We start from the raw sequence: 23,184 nt of genomic DNA, 5'->3' as shown, positions 1-23,184 counted from the left end.
ATGATTGTCTTTCAAAGGTTATTAAAAGATACAGGCGCAAAATGGGCATTGGCAATTATCGCTATGTATTTATTGCTTGGCGTTTTTGCACCTTTTGTCACACCTTATCAGCCGAATGAAGTTGATATTGATCATAAATTTGCAGGAATGTCATTCGCACATTGGCTCGGTACAGATCATTTAGGTCGTGATATCTTAACGCGTATTATTTTTGCGATTCGACCGAGCTTTATTTTAGTTTTATTTGCGCTTATATGTTCAGTATTTATAGGCACGGTTTTAGGCTTCATTTCTGGTTACTTCGGTAAGTGGGTTGATGCGATCATTATGCGTGCTTGCGACATCATGTTATCGTTTCCGACTTATGTCATGACGTTAGCACTCATCGGCGTACTGGGCATCGGTTTGAAAAGTATTATCGTAGCGCTCATTATCACACGTTGGGCATGGTTTTGCCGTATCATTCGGACGAGTGTCATGCAATATAGAGACTCAGATGATGTGAAGTTTGCACGAACAATTGGTTTATCACACAGTCGTATTATTGCGACCCATATTTTGCCACGAACTTTAGCAGATATTGCGATTATTTCAACAAGTTCAATGGTATCCATGATATTACAAATTTCCGGATTTTCATTTTTAGGATTAGGAGTCAAGGCGCCTACTGCAGAATGGGGCATGATGATGAATGAAGCACGAAAAGTCATGTTCAGTCACCCAGAGCTTATGTTTGCGCCAGGCATTACGATTATTATTATCGTATTAGCTGTCAACTTTTTATCTGATGCATTACAAATTGCAATCGATCCTAAGTTGTCTAAACAACAAATGAAGCAACGGATTAAGAAAGGGTGGATATAATGCAAGATACTGTGATGCATGTAGAAGACTTAACATTAATTGATGGCAACACAAACGATGTCTTAGTCCACCACTGTAATTTTACGCTACATCGCGGCGAGGTCATCGCGATTATCGGTGAAAGCGGGAGTGGAAAATCGGTTACATGTAAAGCCTTATTAGGTATCAATGATCGAAATATACGAATGAGTGGCCAAGTCACTTTCCAAGATCAAAATCTTCATCAAGCCTCAGAACAGGAACTTCGAAAAATAAGAGGGCGACGTATTGCGATGATTATGCAACAGGGCGGTACGGCATTTAATCCGACTTTCACGGTTGGGACACAAATGAAAATGATGTTGCAACAGCATCGAAAAATGTCTAAAAAAGAGCAGACAGCAACGTTAAAACATTATTTTGACATGTTGGGGTTAAGAGATTTTAACCGTATTTTAAAATCTTATCCCCATCAATTGTCTGGTGGGATGTTGCAACGGTTGATGATTATTCTTGCCCTTGCACTCAAACCGGATATGATTATTGCTGATGAGCCTACAACAGCTTTAGATGCAATTACGCAGTATGAAGTCATTGAAGAACTACGCGAAATTAAAGAAAAAATTGGCTGTGCCATGCTTTTTGTTTCGCATGACTTAGCAGTGGTTAAAAGTATTGCCGATACGGTTCTCGTTATGCGTCATGGAGATGTCGTTGAGTCTGGACCAGCGGAACAAATTTTTAATCAACCGCAGCATGAATATACGCAATTTTTAATTGCGGCACGTGATCGCGTTTCAAAGCATTTTAAGGCGCTAAGAGGTGATATGACATGTTAGAAGTTCAAAATGTAACGAAATCATATCGCAGTGGTGAAAGACGACGTAAGCGTCAAATTGTAAAATCTGTTAGCCTTAAATGCGATAAAGGCCAAAGTATTGCAATCATAGGTGAAAGTGGGAGTGGGAAATCCACTTTAGCACGCATGATTTTAGGTATTGAAAAACCAGATAGTGGAAAGGTATTACTCAATGGCCGTGATGTCTGTCATCGCCAAGTTAGATTGGGGAAAATGAGTGTCGTTTTCCAAGATTATAAATCTTCTTTACACCCATACTTCAATGTGAGGCAAATTTTAAGAGAAGCGTTACGGCAATGTGAATCACCTGTGAACGATAAAGAGGCGTATATGGTTGATTTATTAAAAAGTGTTGGTTTAGATGCGCAATATCTTGATAAATACCCACAAATGATGTCTGGAGGAGAGGCACAACGCGTTGCCATTGCGAGAGCGATTAGCACAAAGCCCGATTATATTGTTTTGGACGAAGCCATCAGTGCATTAGATATGTCAATTCAATCACAGATTTTAGATTTGTTGATTCATTTAAGGGATGTTCATCAATTGAGTTTTATTTTTATCACACATGATATACAAGCAGCTGTATATTTATGTGAAGATTTAGTGATTTTTAACGATGGACAGATTCAAGAGCGATTGAATCGTGATACATTAAACAATGTGCAACACGCGTATACACGCGAACTTTTTGCAAAACAATTTATGAACTAGGAGGCAATTGTATGAAAGGTGCATTGGCATGGCCTTTTCTAAGATTATATATACTCGCACTCTTCTTCTTTAGTGCGAATGCGATCCTTAACGTTATGATTCCTTTACGCGGTCATGACTTAGGCGCAACAAACGCAACAATTGGTATCGTGATGGGGGCTTACATGCTCACTGCGATGCTCTTTAGACCATGGGCGGGACAAGTAATAGCTAAAATTGGACCTATCAAAATATTGAGATGGATTTTAGTGATCAATGGATTTGCACTTATCCTGTATGGCTTCACAGGACTTGAAGGTTATTTCGTAGCACGTGTGATGCAAGGGGTATGTACAGCCTTTTTCTCAATGTCATTACAAATTGGTATTATTGATGCATTACCTGAAGAAGACCGTTCACAAGGGATTTCATTATATTCTCTATTCTCTTACATACCAGGAATTATTGGACCCATCATAGCGGTAGGTATTTGGAATTTAGATAACCTCAGTTACTTTGCACTCGCGATGATTATCATTGCAGTGACAACAGGTGTAGTCGGCTTCAGTGCAACGTTAAATCAAGATCACGAACCACAAGCCGAACAACCTGAGAAACCACCTTATGGACCTGTAACGGTATTTTTACAACTGTTTAAAAACCCATTTTTATTCAAATCAGGTATGATTATGCTCATTGCCTCTATTGGATTTGGTGCAGTTTCTACATTTATTGTATTGTATGTGAATACATATCAAGTTGGGCATGCCAGTGTCTTTTTAGCAATTCAAGCGATTACAGTCGTATTTTCGAGATTCTTTTTAAGAAAGTATATTCCTTCAGACGGGAAATGGCACGTTGGATTTATGCTGAAAGTACTCGGATTGCTCACGATTGCTTTATTCTTGATTGCGATGGGACCTTATCTAGGTGCACTGATTCTTTATGTGAGTGCAATCATGATAGGTATTACACAAGCGATGGTTTATCCAACGCTCACGTCTTTCTTGAGTTTCAAGTTACCGAAGCAAGGGCGTAACATGCTTCTCGGACTATTTATTGCAACTGCAGATTTAGGCGTATCATTAGGTGCTGCCTTAATGGGACCTATCGCCGATTTAACAGGTTATGCAAATATGTATCTCATATGCGGTATTTTAATGGCCATCATTACTGTGATGAGCATTGACCGTAGACCACAATTTATAGAACGTTAAAAATGAGTAACGCTTCCTTCATTAAGCTGATTGATATACACTGCTTAATAAGGGAGCGTTTTTGTGATTCAATCATATGCATATATTTAATCCTAAACCCATATATAGCGTTATATGTGTGTTGTTGTAAGAATGACGCCTTTTGCATACTGGCGTTAATAAATGTCGAATTTAATGAGGTATGAAGCATTTAAATCTATAACCTCTTGATCGAGACCTTCAAGTTGATGATGTTCTTTGTGTATACTTTCATAATGTGAAGACGTTTGCCACGCTTCAAAACTGTCGCGGTCATCCCATAAGGATAAAATAATGTAGTGATTTTGTGGGTCATAGGGTCTCAATACTCTCAAAGCGACGAACCCGGGCGTTTCATCTAAGTAGGACGTTCGATTAAGAAAACGTTCCTCAAAAATAGCTTCACTGTAGCGAGTAACTTTAATATAATTCATCACACAGAAATGGTCAGGTGAAAGCATACCAATGTTTTCAATGGCCGTATATGTTTTTGCATCATTATTTTTATAAATCGTGGTTTCTAAATCATTTTCTTCAATCTGATAAAGGTGATCTTTATGAGAGAGTATCATTTTTATACATCCTCCTTATCCTTTATAACTTATACCCGTTATTGCACGCTTTAATTGCATAAATTAAATTTTGTAACTGTAAATTTTGTTGTATTAAACTATAAAATCTCATTATAATAGTGAAACGTTAAAGTTGTTTTTAACAGATTTAAATAGAGAGAGAATGAATAATAAAGGGGAGATAAAACAATGCTGCATCAATATACAGATTTAACAAAGGATATTCAAACATTAATGCTTACGGCTGATCCAAATCTTGAAAAAGTAAAAGCAGTATTTGAAGCAGGGAAATGTTATGGATGGATTGAAAGGAAGACGTTGGTAGGTATTGCTGTGGTGCATGAGAGAGACACAAAAGCGGAGATTATGAATTTGAGTGTGTCCTCACAATTTGAAGGGCAAGGCTATGCGCGTAAAATCCTCGATACTTTGACAAAAATATACGCCGATGAAGGTTATCACTACTTAAGCATAGGTACAGGAAATTCAAGTTTAAGACAATTGAAAATCTACCAAAAAAATGGATTCCGAATTGTTGCTATACAACATGATTATTTTATCAGACAAGGTTATGCCCCTATTTATGAAGAAGGCATTCAATGCCGAGATATGCTAGTGTTAGAAAAAGAGCTTATACCATCGAGTAACATATCTTAAATATAAAAAGCATGTGGTTGGGTAGGACAGTGATGCTTCTAACATTAAGTTAGAACAATTGATAGAAGTATAGGCTATGTCCTGACCTCAGCCACAGTGGTTCTTGAATAGGATGAACAGAAGAGTTACTTTTTAGACGTATGAGTTTTTTGTTGTAACGATTGATTAATTTGTTGAATTTCTTTCTTAATTATTAAGTAGTTGATACCCCAAATGATGAAATATATAAAGCTATAAATAATGGCAAAAAATACAAAGGCAGTGATTTTCAAAGGGAACCATCCTGCTAAGCAAGCGAGCGGAAGAAAAAGTAAAAACATAAAGGAAAAGTGACATAATGTCCGTTTTGTTAATGAAGTATCGTCGTATTCGAATATTTTTGCACCCCATTGAAACAAGATGCCAATAATACCCCATAGAATCATCATAATGAGCATGATTTGCGCTTCAGTAAAAGTTTGATAATACCACTCGCCAATTGTAGAAATAGGATTTGTAGGATGGTATTCATGATTGCTAAAAATCATCGAAATGAAAATTGAAATTAACACACCGATTGTCACTCCGATACAAAAACTATTTTTAATTGTTTTCATAGACCTAACCTCTCTTTAATAGATTTCACATAACGGCGCGAGGAATAAGTTAAATAGTCGTGCTTGAAAATCAGTTTTAAACTACCACTAGATGTGATTTCAATGTGATTTAAATAGTTGAGATTAATCAACTCACTTTTAGAAATCTGAATAAATGATGCAGGCAATTTAACTTTAATTTTGTAGAGTCGTTCTACCATTGTAAATGTCCTAATTACTGTTATGATTTTAAGTTTTTGTTGCTCCGTATAAATAGCAATAATATCTGTTGTGTCTACAAAGTAAATGGCGTTATCTTCTGTTTTTACACTCAAATAGGGCGTATCTTCTTGAATTTCTGTAACTATTTTTTGTAAATCAGGAGTCATAGACTTTGTAGTGATATGGATGTGATCCTCTGCCATCGCTGGATCAAGCGTAATGCTAACTTTCATAGGCGCTAACCTCCTTGTATTAAGTAAACCAAAGAAAACCCAAAAATACTATCTGCTCTTGCTATATGGTAGTGGATTCTTGTTAAACGGCATCGTAAGGAAAATGAACGGTGGGGATAGAAAAGCGTCAATAATTTTTAATATATTCATCCATTATATTGTCCGCAAGGTGTAGTAAGGTTTAAAGTGGTCTCAAATGTGGAAATTACGAACCACTATTTTAAACTTTTGTCGAAAGGAGTATGTGATGATCAATTTAATCTCTGCAATTGGTTCCATTGGGACGTTTATTATGGCGTTATTTTATTTTGTATCTGTGAGTATCCAACTCTATCAAATGAAAATGAGTTTTTTACCTGCACTAGGATTCAATCAGATTTTGATGACACGAGATGGCGAAAGATTAAAATTAAAAAATACGGCTTCAACAACTTCTACAGATATAGGAGACGATTTTTTGAAGTTATTTAATCTTGGTGCGGGTGCAGCAAAACAAATTAAAATAGAAGTGTTTATCGACGAAGGCCAAGTTTTACAAAGAAAGTATGTTAGTATTTTGCCAAGTAAAGAGAGTTATTTATTACCTATTAATAAAGCTGTATTCGATGAGTTAAATCGCACTATTGAAAATAATGGGTATGAATCAAATTTACAAATTAAAATGACATATCAACATAATGTGAGTCGGAAAACGCAAACGTTATATTTAAAAGGGAATATCGATAGTTTTAATCGTTACGATGACCGTTCAGTTTATGAATTGCAGTTTATAGAGGTAGATGGATAATCAAAGTATATGCGGAAATCAATCGATACAAATTATATATTTTCTAAAACGAGTAATAGGGAGGACATACTTATCTGATAATAGAATAGGTATAATTAGGGTTATAAAACATAGAAGCCTATTAGTCATGTGTTAATCATTCTCAGCTATTAAATATGTAATGATTTGAGGTGATAACAGATGACAATAATAATCAACTTGGATATTTATTTAACAATATCTATAAGTATTATTGGTACTTTGTATGCAGTGACCTTATTGTTTAAAAATACAAAAAAAATAGGCTCTCGTTATTGGGGTAACGAGAGCACCTATATAATAGGCTGTAATGATTAACATATTTGAGTCTGGAAGATCACTAATATGTTGCTATGTTTTTGCACCTAGTTCACGGTTGGTAGCCTAGGCTAGGTGTTTTTCTTATCATTATAGTATCACTAAATGTTACCGAAGTCAAAAAGTGTTGCTGACGAAAGTTAACAACATACAACAAATTACAACCAATTCTTTTATATATTCTAACCTAAGTTCTATAGTGTAGATGAGATAATAGTGATGATTGATAAGAACTTAACGCAGAAATATTAAAATGAGTCAGATTACAGAAAAATCCTTAGAGAATATTTAAACCTTTAAAGATTATTGGCCTGTATTAGTATAAAAAATGAAAGAGGGTTGAGTTCGGCTTGCAAGTAAGCTGTAACTCAATCTTCTTAATTATATTTGTGATTAATATGCGACGGTTGTTACATTTGATTTCAGCGCAGTAATTTTACTCAATAATAAATAGAGTAGGAAATAATTCATCCTTACTTAGCGTTTTGATAAGCAAGTAGTGTATAAACGGTTTCAAGATGAGGAACGGCTATTTGATGTGCTTGAGCACGTTGATAAATATAACCTTGAATGGCGTCGACTTCTAAAGGTTGACCTTGCATGATGTCGTAATACATACTTGTTCCCATTTCATCAGGATACCCGGCATAAATCTTCATAATGGCGTCTACGATATTGTCATCCAACTGAATGCCTTCAGCTTGCGCAACGGCTGTGCCTTCTTCTAATAAGTGTCGACAAAGTTGAACCATCGCATCATCATGTAATACACGTGCGGTATCACGGCCTAGTGCGGTTATAGTATTAATTCCTAAATTTACGATGAGTTTATACCATATCGCATTTTCAATATGATCTTCGAGTACAAGTTCTAACGGGGCGTCTTTTAGTTGTTGAGCAAGTTGTTTTGTATGAGCGTCTGCCTGGATATGAAGTTTATAGTCTCTAAAGTGTGTCACGCGTTGCTCTTGTTTTTGACCACTAATGTAAACAACAGCTTGATAAGCATGATAATCTGCTAATTGTTTGAGTTGACCATAGCCGTTTTGTGCCAAAATCACCAATGTGTTTGCATGTGTCAAATGGACGAGTTCTGGAATGACAGCGGATAATTGATGCGTTTTCACAGCAATAAAAATCACATCAAACGGTTCTTGTACCGCTTCAATAGCACGAACAGTCAGTTCCTGTTGGACTTGCGCATTCGATTCTTGAAAATGAATGGTTTGATTTTTACGGCCTATTAAAGTGACATCAAATGTGTGCGAAAGTGCAAAGGTAAGAGATGCGCCCACAGCGCCAGGCCCTATTACTGCAATTTTAGTCATGTTTGCCCTCTTTTCTTTATAAATATAGGATGATTTACTGATATGCTTTAATGTATTACGATTAAAATACATTGTAAAGGCCGTTTTGATAATAAACGAATGATTTATCACTTTCGAAAATATGTCTGTTCAAATATTTTTCAAAAATGTGGTTTGCATTCTTGTGATATATTAAATATAAATGGAAAAATAAGGCGATATGTTTTACGATTGATATATTAAAAATTAAAGGGTGAATGAATTGAAAACTTTAAATAATATCCAACAAATGAAGCGTGACGGTGAAAAAATTTCAATGGTAACTGCTTATGATTATCCGAGCGCCAAACAAGTGGAAGCTGCTCAAATCGATATGATTTTAGTCGGTGATTCATTAGGAATGACAGTCCTCGGATATGAAAGTACAGTAGATGTCACTTTAGAAGATATGCTACACCATAGTCGTGCTGTTCGTCGTGGTGCACCCAATACATTTGTTGTAGTAGATATGCCTTTTGGTTCAGTAGGTATTGATGCTTCAACAGATATTCAAAATGCCATTCGATTATACCAAGAAAGTCATGGAAATGCTTTGAAAGTAGAGGGTGCGCATCTAACACCTTTTATGAAACAAGCGACACAAATGGGTATTCCGATTGTGGCACATTTAGGCTTAACACCACAAAGTGTCGGTGTTTTAGGTTACAAAATGCAAGGGACAACAAAAGAAGCAGCACAGCAATTAATTCAAGATGCACAAGCTGTAGAACAAGCAGGAGCAGTCGCACTCGTATTAGAAGCGATTCCGAGTGATCTTGCAAAAGTGATTTCAGAAAAACTTACGATTCCAGTTATTGGTATAGGTGCAGGTAAAGATACAGATGGTCAAGTGCTGGTTTATCACGATATGCTTAATTATGGCGTAGAAAGACAAGCGAAATTTGTAAAACAATACGAAGATTTCTCGATTGGTATGGCTGCGCTTGAAAAATATAATGAAGAAGTGAAAACAGGTGTCTTTCCTTCTGAAGCATACACTTATAAAAAACAAATTATGGATGAGGTAGAAGCATGACACAGGTCATTACAACAGTTAAAGAAATGCAACAATTGATGAAACAACATCAATTAAAAGGTCAGAAAATTGGTTTTGTACCAACAATGGGCGCTTTACATGATGGACACTTAACGATGATGCGTCAATCCATAACGGAAAATGATGTGACAGCAATCAGTGTTTTTGTGAACCCTTTACAATTTGGACCTAATGAAGATTTTGATGCCTATCCTCGCCAAATTGATCAAGATGTGGCGATGGTAGAAGCAATTGGTGTGGACTATGTCTTTTATCCAACAGTCGAAGAAATGTATCCAGGAGAAATTGGTATCCATGTTACAGTGGGACGACTGGCAGAAGTTCTAGAAGGGGCACAACGTCCAGGCCATTTTGATGGCGTTGTGACAGTTGTAAACAAGTTATTTAATATCGTCCATCCTGATGTAGCTTATTTTGGTAAAAAAGATGCGCAACAATTGGCGATCGTAGAACAAATGGTATTAGATTTTAACCATGATGTTCAAATCGTTGGTGTAGATATCGTGCGAGAGTCTGATGGATTGGCTAAAAGTTCAAGAAATGTTTATCTCACACCGGAAGAACGTGAAGAAGCGGTTCATTTACACAAAAGTTTAGAACTCGCGAAATCGCTATATCAGTCGGGTGAGCGCAATAGTAGCGTTATTATAGATAAAGTGACACAATATCTTCAGATGCATACGAGTGGTCGTGTTGAAGAAGTTGCAATTTATAGCTACCCAGAATTGCGTGAACAGGTTATGATAGAAGGACGTATTTTTATATCATTAGCTGTGAAGTTTACACAAGCACGGCTAATCGATAATATCATTATTGGAGATGAACAAGAGAAATGATTAGAACTATGATGAACGCAAAAATTCATCGTGCACGTGTTACAGAATCAAATTTAAACTATGTCGGTAGCATTACAATTGATGCTGATATTCTTGATGCTGTAGATATTTTACCGAATGAAAAAGTCGCGATTGTAAATAATAATAATGGTGCACGTTTTGAGACATATGTCATCGCAGGAGAACGTGGGAGTGGCAAAATATGCTTGAATGGTGCCGCATCTCGATTGGTCGAAGTAGATGATGTTGTCATTATTATGACGTATGCGCAACTTAACGAAACGGAATTACAAACACATGCACCAAAAGTTGCAGTGATGAATGAAAAAAATGAAATCGTGCAAATGATTCATGAAAAAGAAAATACAATTGTCATGTAAGGACTTTCTCCTTAGCACAACATGATGTTTTCAATACAAGAAGTTGTTAATATGAACGGTTGGTGAGACATTCACTGACCGTTATTTTAATTTTTGATAATAAAAAAACAGATAACTCTATGATTGTCAGAGCGAAGATAATTATAGAAGTATTGAACTGAATTTGAATATTTAAAAATGATTCAATGATTATTGTTGTATTCATAAAAAATGATTTTAATTATACAAAGTCATTTGATTTACAGGTGTATTTTTATTTGTGACTTGAAAAAAATCGACAGTTGTAATTGGTAATTTATAAAGTAATAACACTCCGTTTTTCAGAATTGTGTTACAATTATCATTATCAATAGGGGGTGAATAATTTTGGAAGGGTTATATAAAAATAGGTCTTTTTCTAATTTGATTGCGGGAAGAATTATGATAAATGCGGGCGACAGTCTTTATTTTGTAGCTACAACATGGGTGGTCTTACAATGGACACATAACCCATTGTTAGTAGGTTTAACCAATACTTTGTTAATGATTCCTATATGTATGTCATTTTTATTTGGACCTCTAGTTGATGCGATGCCTTTAAAGAAAATGCTCAGGTTCACGCCGTTTATACAATGTATAATATTATCATTAATTGCATTTTTATACTTAATTGATTATTTGAACGTATATGGCTTGATGGCTTTAGTAACAATTGCAATGTTTTTTACACAACTAGGATATCCTGCGCAATCTAAAGCGATACCTTTGTTAGTGAAAAAAGAAAAGTTGATTAATGCTAATTCAGCTATGAGCGTTGCTTATCAAGGTACAGACGTGATTATGAATTCGATAAGTGGTATCGTTGTGGCAATGGTTGCTTTTGTTCCATTATACTTCACTAACGCGTTTATATTTTTAGTAGCTTGTTTTTTTATGTTTAATGTAAAAATACCTAAATTAAATAATAAAGTGAAAAGCAATTTTACATATTTACAAAATTTGAAAGAAGGACTCATAGAAATTAAGTCCTCTTTATTACTGATAGTAGCGTTAGTGAGTGGTGTTATCAATTTTGGACTCGGTCTTATCTATACATGGATTCCTTTCAAAGCAAATTATTTAGGGGGATCATATTATTACGGTTTATTAATGGCATTATTTTCAATTGGTTTAATTATAGGTTCTTTAGTTACACCAATTATAAAAAAATTGAATATTGGATATGGGAAGTTGCTCATACTTTTAAATGTTATATCTGGTTTATTGCTAGTTATTATAAATTATATGCCTAATATCGCTTTTATCATCTTGTTCCCAATAGTCTTTTTAACGATTAGCGTAAGCAATATATCTCTAGCTTCTATTCAACAAAAAGTTATTCCTGAATATATGCTTGCTAGATTAACTACGATTATAACAAGTATTTCAGCAATATCTTTACCAATCGGTAGTTTTATAGGCGGCTTGCTTATAAAGAGTATAGGAACTAATTTTACATTAGTAATAGGTGGAGGATTGTTTATTATAGCAAGTTTAATTTTCTCTATGTCAAATCGTATAGATTATTACCGCAAATCCAAAATATTGAATATAAACATATATTTAAAAATCAGAAAATTCAAAATTAAAACCGTTAAGGTATAAGGTCAAAGAAAGTATAACTAATCATGAAGATAAAAGATTGTTTTTAATAAAAAAACACAAACACCTCTATGATTGTCATAATGCAGACAATCGTAGAGGTGTTGGATTGAATTTGAATATTTTTCGTGATGTAATTGCTTTTGTGAATCAACATTTGCAAATAGCGAACATCTTTCAAGTAAAATTAGTTTTCATCCATGACCATGCCATCACGACAAGAAGGATAACGAAGTGCCCCTTGGTTTGCTTTATATTTTTGATTGCTTGCACCACGTTCGAAAGGTAGAGCAGGGGAGAATTCAATTTCTGATGAAACTTGAAGCTGTTGGGCATACCATTTTACCCATTCTTCCCCGCCAACGGGTTCATCATCAGTAATATTATAAACACCAGGCTCCAACGTAAGTGCGGCAACTGCTGCTTCTACAGTATCCTCAATATGTACAAAAGAGGTAATACCTTTTGAAACCTGAGCTTTCCCTGCTTTAAATTGATTATAAATCATACCGCCTTTTCCATAACAAGTCCCTTCACCATACATCATTCCGTATCTAAGAATGACCGCATGTGATAAACGCTGACTTTCTCTTTCTAAACCGATAACACCGTCGACGGTTATTTTTCTATCTCCTGAAGATTCGGTATCCAATGTAGTCTGCTCATCTGCTAATGAGGTGCCAGGTGCGTACATAGAGGCTAAACTTTGTGAAATGATATGCTGAATATTATATTTCAATGTCAGATCCACTAAATTTCGAGTGCCTTCAATGCGAACTTTTGTATTTACTGACATATCGACATTTTTTAAATCTGTAATTTGATGCATGATAACGTCAGGTTTGAAATCTCTCAATGCAGGTTCTATTGTTTTTGGCTCGAGACTATTACCTATCCAGGCTTTTGCGCCGAGTTGTTCCAAATGTGCTTTACCGTTTTGCGAAGTTGTAAAACCAGCAACCTCATACCCTTCTTAAATTAAGTGTTGGTATAACTTCATACCCATAAGGCTAGTTGCACCTGTGACGAATATCTTTTTCATTTCTTTACGCCTTTGTATTAAATGGAATCAGGTTAAAAATTTAATGATGGTTCCTTTTTAATTTGTTAATCATCCGTATTTATATTAAATGGCTGGTTTTGAAACGTTAAAACAAAGTTGATAGTGAATATTAGGTCTAGTAAAAATAATTATTTCTCGAATTTATGACAAAAAATAAAAATATCAAATGATTCTTATATTTTTGATTGTGTTTTTAGTTTTAATATGACATACTTTTATTAATTAGTATGACATATTAAACGTTAATGAGGTGGTAAAGTATGACAAAATACGTCTATGCTTTTGATGAAGGGCAAAAAGATATGAAAGATTTATTAGGTGGCAAAGGTGCGAATTTATCTGAAATGAAGCGCTTAGGATTGCCTGTTCCTGATGGTTTTACCATTACAACTGAAGCTTGTATTGAATACTTAAAAAATGGAGAAAAACTTGCTGATGAGGTTCAAAATCAATTAGAAACCCAACTCGCAGCTTTTTCAGAGAGAACGGGCAAGGCTTTTTCATCAAATGATCATTTGTTACTTGTTTCGGTTCGGAGTGGCGCGAAAATTTCAATGCCCGGTATGATGGATACAATTTTAAATTTAGGATTAAATGATGAAAATGTTGAAAAACTGGCAGCTAAAACTGGAGATGCCCGTTTTTCATACGATTGTTATAGACGTCTATTACAAATGTTTGGTGAAGTTGTATATCACATTCCGATGTCTGCTTTCGATACATATTTTAATGCGTATAAACAGTCACATGGCTACGAAAATGATGCAGATATCCCAGCAGAAGGTTTGAAAGAGATATGTGAGCATTATAAAACTGTTTATATTGAAGAAGTTTACAAACCATTCCCACAAGCCCCTATAGACCAACTACGAGAAGCAATTGAAGCTGTATTTAAATCATGGGATAACGATCGTGCCCGTGTGTATCGTGATTTGAATGAGATTCCACATGATATCGGTACGGCGGTTAATGTTCAAGAAATGGTTTTTGGTAATAGTGGTCCTAAAAGTGGAACAGGGGTGGCGTTTACACGTAATCCTGTGACAGGAGAGGCGCAATTATTTGGTGAATACTTATTAAATGCGCAAGGAGAAGATGTGGTGGCGGGGATTCGGACGCCGAAAGATATTGCAACATTACAAGCGCAAATGCCACACGTGCATCAAGCTTTCGTCGAAGTTTCAGAACAACTTGAAGCCCATTATAAAGATATGCAAGATATTGAATTTACAATAGAAAATGAAAAACTGTATATTTTACAAACGCGTAACGGTAAACGCACAGCTAAAGCGGCAATTCAAATTGCAGTGGATCTTGTAGACGAAGGCGTCATCACAAAAGAAGAAGCAATGCACAAAGTAGATGTGAAATCGATTGATACATTGTTACATCCTACTTTTAAAGATGAAGCACTTGAAGTCGCAGAAGTGATATCTAAAGCGGGTTTACCTGCAAGCCCGGGTGCTGCAACAGGTAAGATTGTTTTCTCAGCCGAAGCAGCGCAATTGCAAGCGGAGCAAGGAGAAAAAGTCATTTTAATGCGTCCCGAAACATCTCCTGAAGATATTGAAGGGATGATCGCAAGTGAAGCCATTGTTACGACACACGGAGGAATGACATCTCATGCCGCTGTTGTTGCGCGCGGTATGGGGAAATGTTGTGTGACAGGTTGTTCAGATCTTGAAATCAATACAAAAGAAAAAATCGTATCGTATGCGGGAAAAACACTGCAAGAAGGCGATATGGTATCTGTTGATGGTGCAAAAGGCGACCTTTATGTTGGTGAAATTGAAACAACAAGTGCTGAACATAGTGAAGCTTTTGAACAATTTATGCAATGGGCAGAAGATGTGGCCCGCCTCAATGTCCGTATGAATGCTGAAACAACGCCAGACATTGAAGCTGGTTATCAATTTAATGCTAAAGGAATTGGTTTAGTTCGCACTGAGCATATGTTTTTTGGTGCAGAGCGTCTTGTAGAAATGCGTCGCTTTATTTTATCTTCAGATGATGCAACGAGAAAGGCGGCTTTAGATAAAATACGTGCTTACCAAACAGAAGATTTCGAACAGATTTTCCGTTTATCAGGCGAGCGTCCAACGATTGTTCGTTTATTAGACCCACCTTTACATGAGTTTTTACCAAAATCAGAAGATGAAATTCAAAATGTAGCACAACAATTGGCGATTCCAGTAGAAAAATTAAACAAACGTATATTAGAGTTACACGAAACAAACCCTATGCTGGGCCATCGCGGTTGTCGATTAGCCATTACCTATCCAGAGCTTTATGTGATGCAAGCAGAAGCGATTATGAATAGTGTGGCACAATTACAGCAAGAGGGAATCCATTGCCAACCAGAAATTATGATTCCACTTGTATCTACAGTAGAAGAATTTAAAATTTTACAGACACAAATTGTGGAAGCCATCCAACGTATTGAAACAACAACAGATCAGACATTGCACTTTTTAATGGGAACAATGATTGAAACACCGCGTGCATGTATGATTGCAAATGAACTTGCTGAAGTGTGTGATTTCTTTAGTTTTGGTACGAATGATTTAACACAGTTAACGTATGGTTTTTCTCGTGATGACGCTGGAAAATTCATCAATGAATACTTAAATCAACAAATTTTAGAAGTTGATCCATTCCAAACTTTAGATGTTAATGGGGTAGGTGCATTGATTAAAATGGCTGTTGAGCAAGCAAAACAGGTCAATGAATCAATCAAAATTGGCGTATGTGGAGAGTTAGGAGGCGATCCTAAATCAATTCATCACTTTAACAAAATGGCGATTGATTATGTATCATGTTCACCTTTCCGCGTACCAGGAGCCATTTTAGCTACCGCACAAAGTGTCGTTGAGAGCGAGCGATAAGGCTATGGAGAAAAGGCAATTGACGATTTTTATCGTATCTGATTCACTAGGTGAAACGGCACAACGTATGGTACATGCCGGTGTCAGTCAATTTCCAGATTTGACGCAAATTGAAATTAAAAAGTTTTCGTTTATCAAAAGCGAGGAAGAGTTAGTTCATGTGTTAAAGTTAGCAAAAGAAAGAGATGCGATTGTCGTTACGACGCTAGTGACAGAAGAATATAATGTTATGGGACAAGCGTATGCAAACCAATATCAAATTCCATATATTGACTATATGTCGTCGCTCCTTCATCATATTCAAGCGCAAACGGGTCATATTCCTACGAAAGAAACAGGGATGATTCGAAAATTAGATGATGACTACTTCAAGCGTATTGATGCGATTGAATACTCGGTTAAATATGATGATGGTAAGCATTTTACGGATATAGGTGAAGCGGACGCACTCATTGTAGGTGTTTCACGTACATCTAAGACGCCATTAAGCATGTACTTAGCAAATAAAGGCTATAAAATTGCGAATATACCACTAGTTCCCGAAGTGACAATCCCATACGAGACGATTAAAAAGAAGCAAATTAAAGTATTTGGCTTAACAGCGAGCCCACAATATATTATGAACATTCGAACAGAGCGAATGAAAATATTAGGCATCGACGGCCAAGCCAATTATAACGATTTAAAACGGATCAAAGTTGAGTTGGCTTATGCGGAAGAAGTATTCAAAAAGTTGAATGCCACCGTGATTAACACAGAATATCGCTCGATTGAAGAGTCGGCATTCTATATCGAAAAATATTTACAGTCCTCTTTTTAATATACTCAAAAAATAAAAAAAACAAAGTCTAGGACGTAACCTAGCCAAAATAAAAAAACACCTCAAAATCGTTTGAATGAATTTTGGGGTGTTTTTTAGGAAATTGAAACCTTATCTCCCAGTTCTTTGCCATGTGTAGCGGTTAAATTATTTTAAATTACGTGTATTTTGATTTTTAGTTGGTACAACAAAATACAATATCGCAAATATAATGATAGAAATAAAAGTGACTGCTGCAGTAATGGCAGGACTTAGGCTAAATAACACAGAAGAAATAACACATAAAGTACTAATAATAATCGCGATTAAATAAATGCGTTCTTTCAATTTTTCTGACATGATTTCTCACCCCTTTTATTCACTTTAATCATATCAAATTAAAGTGATGAATCAATCGCTATTTGAAATTTCATTGACCATTTCAATAAATAGTCGCAGAAGATTGTTCTTGAGCAATGAATATGTTATATTTTCAAAGTATGCTTAAACGATTCAACGCATTAAAGTGAAAGGGTGAAAGGTATTGTCACAAAAGTCACAGTGGAAATCGTCGACGGGATTTATTTTAGCGAGTGCAGGCTCCGCAATTGGTTTAGGCGCATTGTGGAAGTTTCCATATATGGCAGGGATGTATGGCGGCGGCGCTTTTTTATTCATGTTTGTTTTATTCACTATTTTAATAGGTCTCCCTTTTCTGATTATGGAATTTGCGGTGGGTAAATTAGGTAGAACCTATACAACTCAATTATTTGGAAAGTTAACGGGCCAAAAATGGCTTAATAGTATCGGTTGGATTGGCAATCTAACAGTATTTTTGTTGTTCGGTTTTTACAGTGTAATTGGGGGTTGGATTGTAGTCTATATTGGAATCGTAGGACTTCAATGGATCCATCTTGGCCCCGTGCATTTGAGCGATATACGTTTTGAATCAATCATTAGCCAACCTGCCTATACATTGATAGGACAGCTTATATTTATAGGACTAACTTGTTTAATCGTGATGCTAGGCGTTGAAAAAGGTTTAGAAAAGGCATCTAAAGTGATGATGCCGCTGCTGTTTGTCTTTTTAATTGTCATTGTTGCCCAATCGCTTTCTTTAAAAGGTGCTATGGAAGGGGTGCGCTTTTTATTTGAACCACGCGTGACAGATATAACGATGGATTCTATTTTATTTGCGTTAGGCCAATCCTTTTTCGCACTATCATTAGGTACGACGGGTATGATGACATATGCAAGTTACGCACCTAAAGAAATGCCAATTAAGCGGTCTGCAATTACGATTGTTGCTATGAATATTGTTATCGCCATTTTAGCGGGGCTAGCTATATTTCCGGTATTACAGGCTTTTGGCTATCAGCCTAAAGAGGGCCCTGGTTTATTATTCAAAGTGTTACCCCTTGTTTTTGAAAAAATTCAATTTGGTACGTTATTTTATATTATTTTCCTCGTCCTCTTTTTGTTTGCAGCACTGACCTCTTCAATTTCATTGCTAGAGTTAAATATCTCTAATTTGACACGCAATGATAATCGAAAACGCCTCAAAATGACGATGCTTGTAGGTGCAGGTGTGGTCATGATAAGTATACCGGCAATGTTGTCATTCAGTAGCTTAAGCGGATTAACATTTGGTGCAGGTACACTTTTTGATAATATGGATTTTCTTGTTTCAAATATTTTGCTCCCTATTGGCGCACTTGCTTCAACATTAGCAATTGGTCATAAGGTTAAAAAAGAGACATTAAGAGAGGCATTTGGTGATTACCGTCTTAAACTATTTTATCCATGGTATATATTAGTAAAATGGATATTGCCATGTATTATTTTAGCAGTATTTATTTTACAATTCGTTTGAACAGATTAATTTCGACATTTTTGTCTTATAGCACATTTCTGATTAATAAGGTTCAATATAAAGAAGCGTGGTTGAACTTGCCTCAATGATGAGAGGCAGGCAATCACGCTTTTTAAATGAATGACAAGAAGAAATTTACATATAATATTGATGCTGTCTCAGTTCGCCATATTTTGCAAAATGGCATAAATCGTGAATCATGCGGTGGCTTAGTTGTTTTTCATGTGAAGTGAGGGTTAAACCATTTGCTTCTAAAATATCGAGGCGTCCCATCCAAAAAATTAAATCTAAGATATGATAAGCCGAAGCATAGCGTGGGTGATCAGGACGAAACCAATTAAACTCAGCTTTCCAAGTGGGTGCCGTTTTTGAAAGTTTATGAAAAAGATCGAAAAAAGGCTGTTTAAAATAGAAATCTGTGATAAGTCGACGTTGTTGTTGTGCTGTCATCATCTCATGAAGGTCCGGTATTGGTAAACCAGCACGATTCAAAATCGCTTGAAATTGTAAAGGGTCTAATTTTTTTTGTTCATTTTTAATATAGATATCACCTTCTGATGATGTGATACCTAATAAAACAGGTATATCGACAAGGTCATAATGGGGTTCAATCTCTTTTGACGCAACAGGTTGATAAATTAATTCTAACCCTTTTGAAGGACCATAATGTGACTGATGCGTATCCATCAACGTTAAAATAGCGTCGCTATCTAACGCTTGCCATGTTTGATTGGGGAAGTGTCGATGCTTTGATGTGTTGAATATTTGCGCTTTTTGTTGTGCGGCGTATGGCGTATCGAGTTGTAATATGCCGCTTAACAGTACCGCATTTCGAATCATTGGTCTGACACTTCGCATGCGTAACAGTGCCTCAATACTCATTGCGCCTGCGGATTGTCCCATCAGTGTGAGACGCTGCGGATCGCCACCAAAGCTGGAAATATGCGCATAGACCCACTTTAATGCACAGATTTGGTCAGAAAGTCCATTGTTTGCCTGCCAGTCAGAATGAATTGCAGACCAGTCCAAAAAGCCTAAAGCACCTAATCGGTAATTGAATGTGACGACGATGACGTCCTCTTGTTGAACAATCGCTTGGGGTTGATATATATCTTGGGCACTATGACCATTCACAAAGCTTCCACCGTAAATAAAAATAATGACAGGTAGAAGTTGATCGTGCTTAGATTGAGGACGCCAAATATTTAATGTGAGACAATCTTCACTTTGTTGAGGTGCTTCTTGAAAAGGAGAGAAAAAAGCTTCAAGCGAATTAAAGGGTTGTATCGGTGTATGACCAAATTCTGTCGCATAGAGGTCATTCTCATAATGTGTAACGGGCTGGGCATGTTTAAAGCGTAAAGCGCCTGTTGGCGGTTGTGCGTAAGGAATACCTTTAAAAACGTCAAAGCCAGCATATGATTTACCATAAATTGTTCCTAATCTCGTATCAATACGCATCCCTTTCACTCCTTCAATTGTACAAATAAGTTTCAGCTAAGTTTTCTTTTTGATAAATTCCCATGCCCGTTTTTAATAATTTAAACCCACAAGATTCATAAAAATCAGTATGACCGATAGTCGAAATGAGATGAATACAGGAAACTGAACGAAAGGTGTCGCAAAGTTGATGTAAAAGCTTTTTACCAACCCCTTGCCGTTGAAAGCGTGGATGGACAATCACATCATATATAGCAGCATTGAAAACACCGTCAGAAAGGGCACGGGCACAGCCAACGATTTTTTGTTGGTGGACAGCTACAAAAATATGTGTGCTTGCATTGTAAATGACTCCAATATTTTCGGGCGTATGGCCAAACCAACCAATATCTTGATATAGCTTATAAAGTTGCTGAATGTCTTCCGATGTCAGCGTTGTTTTTGAGATGATTTCCACAATTTTAGCCTCCTTTATCTTTATTATATATTATAACGCAAAACCTCATTTAAATTATCAGAAAAATATGAATATAAAAATTGATGGCCTTTACATTGAATCTCATTATAATTTAACCTATAATTCATATTGAATAACTAAGAATTAAGGTAGTGAATGGATTGAGGAGGCGCAATTTTGAGGAATTTCGATTTAATTGGGCATACACCGCTTGTGCAATTAGAACATTATAGTAATGACGATGTTCAAATTTATGCGAAACTCGAGATGTATAATCCTGGGGGCAGTGTAAAAGATCGACTTGGAAAGTATTTAATTGAACATGCGATAGAAGAAGGACGAATTCAATCTGGAGATACGGTTGTTGAGGCCACTGCAGGTAATACAGGTATTGGACTTGCAATCGTCGCAAACCATTATCAAATCCAATGTGTCATTTTTGCGCCAGAGGGGTTTTCAGAGGAAAAAATTGATATTATGCGCGCATTAGGCGCACGTATTCATCGTACACCGAAAGAGGAAGGGATGTTAGGTGCGCGCCAAGCAGCAGAAAACTTTGCGAAGCGTACAGGTGCGTATTATACAAACCAATTCGAAACATCAGATAATCCAGACGCCTACAGAGAGACGCTTGCGGTAGAAATTATTGAAGCGATACCGAATTTGGATTACTTTGTGGCAGGGGCAGGTTCAGGAGGTACGTTTTCTGGTGTCGCTGAATCTTTACAACCTTATGGTGTTAAATCCGTTGTTGTTGAGCCAAAAGGATCTATTTTAAGTGGACAAGAAAAGGGAAGCCACGATACTGAGGGCATCGGTGTAGAGGTATGGCCTCAATTTTTGAAAAAAGAATGGATTGATGTCGTTGAAGTGGTTTCTGATGAAGTGGCATTTGAGCATGTGAAACAACTCGCCAAATATGAAGGGATATTAGCGGGTAGTTCGTCGGGTGCAGCGTTAGAAGGCGCACTTCAAGTGGCGCAACGTATTCAAAAGGGTAAGATTGTCGTCATTTTTCCGGATGGAAGTGACCGTTATATGTCGAAAAAAATATTTCAATATGGAGGAGATTTAAATGAATAAAAAAACATTATTAGTACATGGTGGAAATACGACAGATCCATATACAGGTGCAGTAACCACACCGATATATCAAACAAGTACTTATGAACAAGATGCAATCGGCGCATTAAGACAAGGTTATGAATATTCACGTACCGCAAATCCAACGCGTTCAGCTCTAGAGTCGTTGATTGCTGATTTAGAACGTGGTCAACATGGTTTTGCCTTTGGTTCAGGTATGGCCGCTATCAGTGCAGTCTTAATGCTTTTAGATCAAGGTGATCATATTATTGTCGGGTCAGATGTTTATGGAGGAACATATCGTGCCATGACAAAAGTCTTTACAAGATACGGTATCGAATTTGATTTTGTAAATACAACTGATGTTAAAAACATCGAAGCAAAAATTAACGATCAAACGAAAATGCTCTTTATTGAGACACCGTCTAACCCATTATTGAGAGTGACAGATATTCAAGCAGTGAGCGAATTAGCAAAACAGTATCAATTATTGACTGTGGTTGATAATACCTTTATGACACCTTATTATCAAACACCACTTACTTTAGGCGCTGATATAGTGGTACATTCAGCTACTAAATATTTAGGGGGACATAGTGATGTTGTTGCAGGTTTAGTCGCAGTTAATGACGATGACTTGGCAGAGCGTATTGGTTTTATTCAAAATTCTACGGGTGGTGTGCTTGGACCACAAGACAGCTATCTTCTTGTACGTGGTATTAAAACTTTAGGTTTGCGTATGGATCAAATTGAACGTAATGCCTTAGCTGTCGTAGAAATGCTGAATCAACATCAGAATGTTAAAGCTGTTTATCATCCAAGTCTAACAACACACTTAAATTATGAAATTCATCAAGCACAAGCGGACGGCACGACAGGTATTGTTTCGTTTGAAGTGTCTGATATAGAAAAAGCGAAATATTTGGTTAAACAAACGCAATATTTCACATTAGCGGAAAGTTTAGGCGCAGTGGAAAGTTTAATTTCTGTACCAAGTCTTATGACACATGCATCTATACCTGCAGATGTACGCGCTAAAGAGGGGATTGCTGATGGGTTAGTTAGATTATCTTTAGGTATTGAAGATACGAATGATATTGTAGCAGATTTAAAACAGGCATTAGATCAGCTGTAAAGTAGGCATTTGATTGAAATACAGTTTGTTAAAAGGCGACTGTATTCACCGTATAGGTAATCGAATCATGAATATTTAAGACGTATGCAATAAATTGATATTTAAGGGGTTATAGAAGCTAAGGTCATGTTCTACCTTGGCTTCTTTTTTGTAATGATAATGTCATATAACGGAAATATATTTTTTATAGTGTTGGGT

At 36.3% G+C, this 23,184-nt stretch carries 22 protein-coding genes and 1 pseudogene; 15 read left to right on the top strand and 8 right to left on the bottom strand.

Annotated features, from left to right (window positions below):
- Genes cntC through cntE form a run of 4 tightly spaced genes read left to right on the top strand, consistent with a single transcriptional unit; the run spans position 1 to position 3,612 of the window.
- On the top strand, positions 1-864 hold the full coding sequence (gene cntC / locus CD118_RS05645) for a staphylopine uptake ABC transporter permease subunit CntC (RefSeq protein ID WP_050331842.1): 864 nt from the start codon (positions 1-3) through the stop codon (positions 862-864).
- Positions 864-1,682, top strand: coding sequence for a staphylopine uptake ABC transporter ATP-binding protein CntD (gene cntD, locus CD118_RS05640; RefSeq protein WP_050346127.1), 819 nt, complete (start codon positions 864-866; stop codon positions 1,680-1,682). The genes cntC and cntD overlap by 1 nt, the downstream gene beginning before the upstream one ends.
- Positions 1,676-2,416, top strand: a complete 741-nt coding sequence (locus CD118_RS05635) for an ABC transporter ATP-binding protein (protein ID WP_060830423.1) — start codon at positions 1,676-1,678, stop codon at positions 2,414-2,416. The genes cntD and CD118_RS05635 overlap by 7 nt, the downstream gene beginning before the upstream one ends.
- An 11-nt stretch (positions 2,417-2,427) precedes the next feature.
- Positions 2,428-3,612: a staphylopine family metallophore export MFS transporter CntE gene (gene cntE, locus CD118_RS05630; RefSeq protein WP_050331839.1), complete on the top strand. Its 1,185-nt coding sequence runs from the start codon at positions 2,428-2,430 to the stop codon at positions 3,610-3,612.
- Between the two features lie 155 nt (positions 3,613-3,767).
- On the opposite strand, the gene CD118_RS05625 is transcribed toward cntE, so the two are convergent.
- Positions 3,768-4,202 carry an antibiotic biosynthesis monooxygenase family protein gene (locus tag CD118_RS05625; RefSeq protein WP_103356372.1) on the bottom strand — a complete coding sequence of 145 codons (435 nt, stop codon included), beginning with the start codon at positions 4,200-4,202 and terminating at the stop codon, positions 3,768-3,770.
- Positions 4,203-4,391: 189 nt separating this feature from the next.
- Between CD118_RS05625 and CD118_RS05620 the strand changes: the two genes are divergently transcribed.
- Entirely contained in the window at positions 4,392-4,859 is a 468-nt protein-coding gene (locus CD118_RS05620) for a GNAT family N-acetyltransferase (RefSeq protein ID WP_103356371.1), read from the top strand.
- A 125-nt stretch (positions 4,860-4,984) separates the two neighbouring features.
- Here the strand turns inward: CD118_RS05620 and CD118_RS05615 are convergent, their stop codons facing one another.
- Positions 4,985-5,455, bottom strand: coding sequence for a DUF3021 domain-containing protein (locus tag CD118_RS05615; protein WP_060830420.1), 471 nt, complete (start codon positions 5,453-5,455; stop codon positions 4,985-4,987).
- The gene (locus tag CD118_RS05610; protein WP_050346123.1) at positions 5,452-5,889 is read right to left on the bottom strand and encodes a LytTR family DNA-binding domain-containing protein; all 438 of its coding nucleotides are present in this window, start codon (positions 5,887-5,889) and stop codon (positions 5,452-5,454) included. Before CD118_RS05610 ends, CD118_RS05615 begins: the two co-directional genes overlap by 4 nt.
- A 247-nt stretch (positions 5,890-6,136) precedes the next feature.
- Between CD118_RS05610 and CD118_RS05605 the strand changes: the two genes are divergently transcribed.
- Positions 6,137-6,676 (top strand): hypothetical protein, encoded by a 540-nt coding sequence (locus CD118_RS05605; RefSeq protein ID WP_050331837.1) that lies wholly within the window; start codon positions 6,137-6,139, stop codon positions 6,674-6,676.
- Between the two features lie 809 nt (positions 6,677-7,485).
- Here CD118_RS05605 and CD118_RS05600 read toward each other — a convergent pair.
- A complete protein-coding gene (locus CD118_RS05600) occupies positions 7,486-8,340 on the bottom strand; it encodes an oxidoreductase (RefSeq protein WP_103356370.1) in 855 nt (284 codons plus the stop codon).
- A gap of 241 nt (positions 8,341-8,581) precedes the next feature.
- On the opposite strand from CD118_RS05600, the gene panB reads away from it, so the two are divergent.
- The 4 genes from panB (at position 8,582) to CD118_RS05580 (ending at position 12,254) form a co-directional block, all read left to right on the top strand.
- Positions 8,582-9,394 (top strand): 3-methyl-2-oxobutanoate hydroxymethyltransferase, encoded by an 813-nt coding sequence (gene panB, locus CD118_RS05595; RefSeq protein WP_060830418.1) that lies wholly within the window; start codon positions 8,582-8,584, stop codon positions 9,392-9,394.
- Positions 9,391-10,251 (top strand): pantoate--beta-alanine ligase, encoded by an 861-nt coding sequence (gene panC / locus CD118_RS05590; RefSeq protein ID WP_050331834.1) that lies wholly within the window; start codon positions 9,391-9,393, stop codon positions 10,249-10,251. The genes panB and panC overlap by 4 nt, the downstream gene beginning before the upstream one ends.
- Entirely contained in the window at positions 10,248-10,631 is a 384-nt protein-coding gene (gene panD / locus CD118_RS05585) for an aspartate 1-decarboxylase (RefSeq protein ID WP_016425624.1), read from the top strand. Before panC ends, panD begins: the two co-directional genes overlap by 4 nt.
- A gap of 366 nt (positions 10,632-10,997) precedes the next feature.
- Positions 10,998-12,254, top strand: a complete 1,257-nt coding sequence (locus tag CD118_RS05580) for an MFS transporter (RefSeq protein ID WP_231909487.1) — start codon at positions 10,998-11,000, stop codon at positions 12,252-12,254.
- Between the two features lie 184 nt (positions 12,255-12,438).
- Here CD118_RS05580 and CD118_RS05575 read toward each other — a convergent pair.
- Positions 12,439-13,293: pseudogene (locus CD118_RS05575) on the bottom strand (NAD-dependent epimerase/dehydratase family protein).
- 281 nt (positions 13,294-13,574) lie between these two features.
- On the opposite strand from CD118_RS05575, the gene ppdK reads away from it, so the two are divergent.
- The gene (ppdK, locus tag CD118_RS05570) at positions 13,575-16,199 is read left to right on the top strand and encodes a pyruvate, phosphate dikinase (protein ID WP_060830416.1); all 2,625 of its coding nucleotides are present in this window, start codon (positions 13,575-13,577) and stop codon (positions 16,197-16,199) included.
- 4 nt (positions 16,200-16,203) lie between these two features.
- Positions 16,204-17,019: a pyruvate, water dikinase regulatory protein gene (locus CD118_RS05565; RefSeq protein ID WP_060830537.1), complete on the top strand. Its 816-nt coding sequence runs from the start codon at positions 16,204-16,206 to the stop codon at positions 17,017-17,019.
- Positions 17,020-17,166: 147 nt separating this feature from the next.
- Here the strand turns inward: CD118_RS05565 and CD118_RS05560 are convergent, their stop codons facing one another.
- Positions 17,167-17,358, bottom strand: coding sequence for a hypothetical protein (locus CD118_RS05560; RefSeq protein ID WP_050331831.1), 192 nt, complete (start codon positions 17,356-17,358; stop codon positions 17,167-17,169).
- Positions 17,359-17,542: 184 nt separating this feature from the next.
- On the opposite strand from CD118_RS05560, the gene CD118_RS05555 reads away from it, so the two are divergent.
- Positions 17,543-18,871, top strand: a complete 1,329-nt coding sequence (locus tag CD118_RS05555; RefSeq protein WP_103356369.1) for a sodium-dependent transporter — start codon at positions 17,543-17,545, stop codon at positions 18,869-18,871.
- A gap of 135 nt (positions 18,872-19,006) precedes the next feature.
- On the opposite strand, the gene CD118_RS05550 is transcribed toward CD118_RS05555, so the two are convergent.
- Together CD118_RS05550 and CD118_RS05545 are read right to left on the bottom strand one after the other, a co-directional pair.
- The gene (locus CD118_RS05550) at positions 19,007-20,332 is read right to left on the bottom strand and encodes a carboxylesterase family protein (protein ID WP_060830413.1); all 1,326 of its coding nucleotides are present in this window, start codon (positions 20,330-20,332) and stop codon (positions 19,007-19,009) included.
- 13 nt (positions 20,333-20,345) lie between these two features.
- Positions 20,346-20,768, bottom strand: coding sequence for a GNAT family N-acetyltransferase (locus CD118_RS05545; RefSeq protein WP_060830412.1), 423 nt, complete (start codon positions 20,766-20,768; stop codon positions 20,346-20,348).
- A gap of 177 nt (positions 20,769-20,945) precedes the next feature.
- Between CD118_RS05545 and CD118_RS05540 the strand changes: the two genes are divergently transcribed.
- Both CD118_RS05540 and CD118_RS05535 read left to right on the top strand, forming a co-directional pair.
- Entirely contained in the window at positions 20,946-21,851 is a 906-nt protein-coding gene (locus CD118_RS05540; RefSeq protein WP_060830411.1) for a PLP-dependent cysteine synthase family protein, read from the top strand.
- Positions 21,844-22,986 carry a bifunctional cystathionine gamma-lyase/homocysteine desulfhydrase gene (locus tag CD118_RS05535; protein ID WP_103356368.1) on the top strand — a complete coding sequence of 381 codons (1,143 nt, stop codon included), beginning with the start codon at positions 21,844-21,846 and terminating at the stop codon, positions 22,984-22,986. Before CD118_RS05540 ends, CD118_RS05535 begins: the two co-directional genes overlap by 8 nt.
- Positions 22,987-23,184 lie beyond the last annotated feature (198 nt).

The sequence above is a fragment of the Staphylococcus coagulans genome (assembly GCF_002901995.1).
Classification (GTDB): Bacteria; Bacillota; Bacilli; order Staphylococcales; family Staphylococcaceae; genus Staphylococcus; species Staphylococcus coagulans.
This window is presented reverse-complemented; position numbering and strand designations above follow the sequence as displayed.

What these genes read in the sequence shown, in the direction of transcription:
- CD118_RS05535 (WP_103356368.1), top strand. Translation starts at nt 21,844, where the DNA reads ATGAATAAAAAAACATTATTAGTACATGGTGGAAATACGACAGATCCA.
- CD118_RS05560 (WP_050331831.1), bottom strand. Translation starts at nt 17,358, where the DNA reads ATGTCAGAAAAATTGAAAGAACGCATTTATTTAATCGCGATTATTATT.
- CD118_RS05600 (WP_103356370.1), bottom strand. Translation starts at nt 8,340, where the DNA reads ATGACTAAAATTGCAGTAATAGGGCCTGGCGCTGTGGGCGCATCTCTT.
- cntE (WP_050331839.1), top strand. Translation starts at nt 2,428, where the DNA reads ATGAAAGGTGCATTGGCATGGCCTTTTCTAAGATTATATATACTCGCA.
- panD (WP_016425624.1), top strand. Translation starts at nt 10,248, where the DNA reads ATGATTAGAACTATGATGAACGCAAAAATTCATCGTGCACGTGTTACA.
- CD118_RS05610 (WP_050346123.1), bottom strand. Translation starts at nt 5,889, where the DNA reads ATGAAAGTTAGCATTACGCTTGATCCAGCGATGGCAGAGGATCACATC.
- ppdK (WP_060830416.1), top strand. Translation starts at nt 13,575, where the DNA reads ATGACAAAATACGTCTATGCTTTTGATGAAGGGCAAAAAGATATGAAA.
- CD118_RS05635 (WP_060830423.1), top strand. Translation starts at nt 1,676, where the DNA reads ATGTTAGAAGTTCAAAATGTAACGAAATCATATCGCAGTGGTGAAAGA.
- CD118_RS05550 (WP_060830413.1), bottom strand. Translation starts at nt 20,332, where the DNA reads ATGCGTATTGATACGAGATTAGGAACAATTTATGGTAAATCATATGCT.
- CD118_RS05620 (WP_103356371.1), top strand. Translation starts at nt 4,392, where the DNA reads ATGCTGCATCAATATACAGATTTAACAAAGGATATTCAAACATTAATG.
- panC (WP_050331834.1), top strand. Translation starts at nt 9,391, where the DNA reads ATGACACAGGTCATTACAACAGTTAAAGAAATGCAACAATTGATGAAA.
- CD118_RS05565 (WP_060830537.1), top strand. Translation starts at nt 16,204, where the DNA reads ATGGAGAAAAGGCAATTGACGATTTTTATCGTATCTGATTCACTAGGT.
- CD118_RS05605 (WP_050331837.1), top strand. Translation starts at nt 6,137, where the DNA reads ATGATCAATTTAATCTCTGCAATTGGTTCCATTGGGACGTTTATTATG.
- cntD (WP_050346127.1), top strand. Translation starts at nt 864, where the DNA reads ATGCAAGATACTGTGATGCATGTAGAAGACTTAACATTAATTGATGGC.
- CD118_RS05625 (WP_103356372.1), bottom strand. Translation starts at nt 4,202, where the DNA reads ATGATACTCTCTCATAAAGATCACCTTTATCAGATTGAAGAAAATGAT.
- cntC (WP_050331842.1), top strand. Translation starts at nt 1, where the DNA reads ATGATTGTCTTTCAAAGGTTATTAAAAGATACAGGCGCAAAATGGGCA.
- CD118_RS05615 (WP_060830420.1), bottom strand. Translation starts at nt 5,455, where the DNA reads ATGAAAACAATTAAAAATAGTTTTTGTATCGGAGTGACAATCGGTGTG.